Source organism: Methylosinus sp. R-45379 (genome assembly GCF_001644125.1).
Taxonomy (GTDB): Bacteria; Pseudomonadota; Alphaproteobacteria; order Rhizobiales; family Beijerinckiaceae; genus Methylosinus.
Genome location: NZ_LUUM01000119.1, coordinates 1 through 2,867, shown reverse-complemented (window position 1 = coordinate 2,867; position 2,867 = coordinate 1). Strand labels below are relative to the sequence as shown.

At 61.6% G+C, this 2,867-nt stretch carries 1 protein-coding gene; it reads right to left on the bottom strand.

The genetic code is table 11. The annotated features are described in order from the left end of the window. Window positions 1-293: 293 nt before the first annotated feature. Window positions 294-2,816 (bottom strand): DEAD/DEAH box helicase, encoded by a 2,523-nt coding sequence (locus A1351_RS06670; protein WP_157096134.1) that lies wholly within the window; start codon window positions 2,814-2,816, stop codon window positions 294-296. Window positions 2,817-2,867: the final 51 nt, after the last annotated feature.

Here is a 2,867-nt window from a genome sequence, read left to right as displayed (position 1 = left end):
CACCTATAGCGAGCTCTACGAGAGAGCTACCTTTGTCGTCGGCCGCTCGGCACGGCAGGCGGATGTTTAGTCGTTTTTGTTCCGCCTCGCTGTGTGCCCCGTAGCCGGCTGGGTTAAGGTTGATCAGACTGGACCCATTTGGTAGGCGAGGCACCCATATGCATATCGCCTCCCTGCGAAAAGCAGCCCCGCTCAACGCAACACCATGATCAAGAATCGCGAACAGATCAACGTTCGCGCCTTCGTCGGAATCGCCAGCGTGCGGCTGTTTGCGGCTCGAGGATGTGGGCGGTCTATACGATCTCCGTCGGGCCGGATGACGCCGCATCCAAATCGAGAAAGGCAGTTATTGCCATGGCGTTGCGAACGCGCTCGAGGGTGGCTTCGAAGGGCTCGTTGGGTGGCAAGGGGGCCAGATAAGGACGAGCCTTCTCGAACTTGAGGCGAGCAGCAACGCGCGAGACCGTACGGCCGACGTCAAGTCGCACCGCCAACGCCTCCGGAGAGTCGCATCCTTCCCGGACCATGCTGCCTAGCGTGGCGAGCACTGCCGGAATCTCAGGCTCATCGTCGGGAGCAGTAGCCGCAAAGCGCGCCAGCAGAAGTCTGGCCGGTAGCCCAGCGACGAAAGCGAGATCCGGGGCCACACGCGTAACGAAATGGCGGGCGGTAACGCAATAGTCCAGCTTTGCGGTCTTCCCCTCAGCGACGGCTTCGATGTCGCAAAGCGGTACACCGGACATCCAGATCGGAAGTATCTTATCGATCAAGTCCAGCGCCTCGATCGCGCGCTCGTGGTCGGACGCTAGTTTCTTGTAGGCGTCGCCGAATAATCCCTCCAGGCTTTCAGGGCGAACCAATTCCATCAAACGGAATGGAACCTGCCGCACCCATGCGAGCAGCGCCGTCGTGGCCTGAGAGGCGCTCCCGGCAAGTACGCCGCTATCAACAAGGGCAAGCAAGCTCTGCAGCAGCTCGATGGATAATCCGGTTGAGGCGGCCACCAGGCCCAACCAATGGACCTCTGCGGCAGCGGCTGGAGGCCGCGCCGCAACGGCCGACGCGACTCTAGAGTGAATCCACGCGGAATCACCGTTCTTGTCCTTCAAATAGACGCAGAAGGATCGCTTCAGCATAGCTTCAGCAGGATCGAGCCCGCCATCCACCCTCGCAACCGGAAGCCGCCCGAGCAGATACGCGGCAGGGCCAGTCAGAGTGATCCCGTTGTGGATGTCGTCGAGCGCCGCAGCCATTGGATCTTCGATGACCAGACACTGGTCCGACTGCTCAAAAATGGCGCGAAGGTCCATCCAGTCCTTGCCGATGAGTGACTTCGCCTGATCGAAGCCAATGACATGGCTGGGGACGAGGAGAACGAAGCCCTGGGAACCTTCTCCGGCGCGGCCAGCACGGCCAGCCGCATTGAGCAATTCATGCGCTTCGAGCTGCTTCAGCTTGTCAGCCTTGGGATCGAAACGGCTGTCGCCGCATATGATGACCACCTCGCTGGGCAGGTTCATGCCCTGAGCAAGCGTCGACGTCGCGAACAATGCGTGGATTCCGTCCTTCCGCTTGAACAGGCTCTCGTGCAGCTCCCGCTCGTTCGCTAGCAACAGTGCGTGGTGGCTGGCGGCGCCGGTTCTGACTTTCCCGTCGTCGTCGACCACGAGATAGCAGTGCTCCGCCCCGCCCATCTCCTCGACGACGAGTGCGCGCCACGCCGCCTCCTCGTCGGTGAGGGTGACCGCCTGGGGCGTAAGATGCTTGGCGAACTCACGCACGCACTTGGCGCAGGCAATCGTGCTCTGGACAAAGACTAGGGTCTTCATGCCAGCCCCGACCGAGCCTGACGCGATGGCGGTGCTGACTTCGTTGCCGTTCGGGGTGAGATACCAGTTGGTGCCCTTGCTAGTGCTCAAAAGCGTCGGGGTGTCGAGCAGGGCGCGGAGAGCGTAGTCCTGACGGTTGGTCGAATTCCAGGTCTGTCGCAGACCTAAGAACCCGAAAGGCACCGCTGACAGGCCGCGCTTCACCCCAACGGGAACGGACTTTTGGGTTGGCTTGGCAATCCGCGCCGCACGCAACTGATCATTTAGCTGGCTGAGCTGTGTCGTGTCGTAGACGACACAGCCTCGTGCCTGTCGCGTCGGTTTCCAGGCCAAGTCCAGGGACAGGCAATCGCGGCCCGTCAGGGTCTTGAGCCAACCAGCCAGCTCCGCCGTATTCTTCATCATCGCCGATAGCAGAAGCAAATCCGCCTCTGGCGCGGCTTGTGTCAGGTTGAGAAGACACAGCATGCTGTCCAGGCCGCGCCGGCTCCTGTCGTCGGGGCGGGCGTGGATCAGGTGACATTCGTCGAAGACGACGAGGCCAAGGCCGACGAAAGCCCCCGGTTGCACGGCTAGCAACATCAGGCAGCGTTCTGGCGTCGTGACGACGATCTCCGGGAGTTCTAGCTCCAACGAAAGAACTACCTCTTCGTCGACATCGCCAATCACCGACGCATCGTTGAACGTCTTCTGTAGTGCCTTCGCGGTCTGGGCCACCAAGGCGTGGGTCGGGGCGAGAAAGACGACTTGCTGCCCCCTCAGGAGCGCTGTGGCGATTTTGAGCTCCGCAAGCGTGGACTTCCCGGCTCCCGTGGGAAAGCTGATTGCGGCGGATTGGCCCGGCTCTAGAAGACCTTCCTCAATGGCAGCCCGATGGTTTCGCCACAGGAACGGGCGAGACCTGACCATCCGCCGCAAGATGCCGCCCCAGCTGCTGGCATCGATTCCGGTGGGCGCCGGCAAGTGAGCGAGGGCCGCTGCGCCCATATCCCTCTCGGCAGAGATTAACAGATTGGCGAGGTGTAACGGTCCGGAGAA

Excerpts from the sequence above, each read along its gene's own strand:
- A1351_RS06670 (WP_157096134.1), bottom strand. The coding sequence starts at position 2,816 with ATGGGCGCAGCGGCCCTCGCTCACTTGCCGGCGCCCACCGGAATCGAT.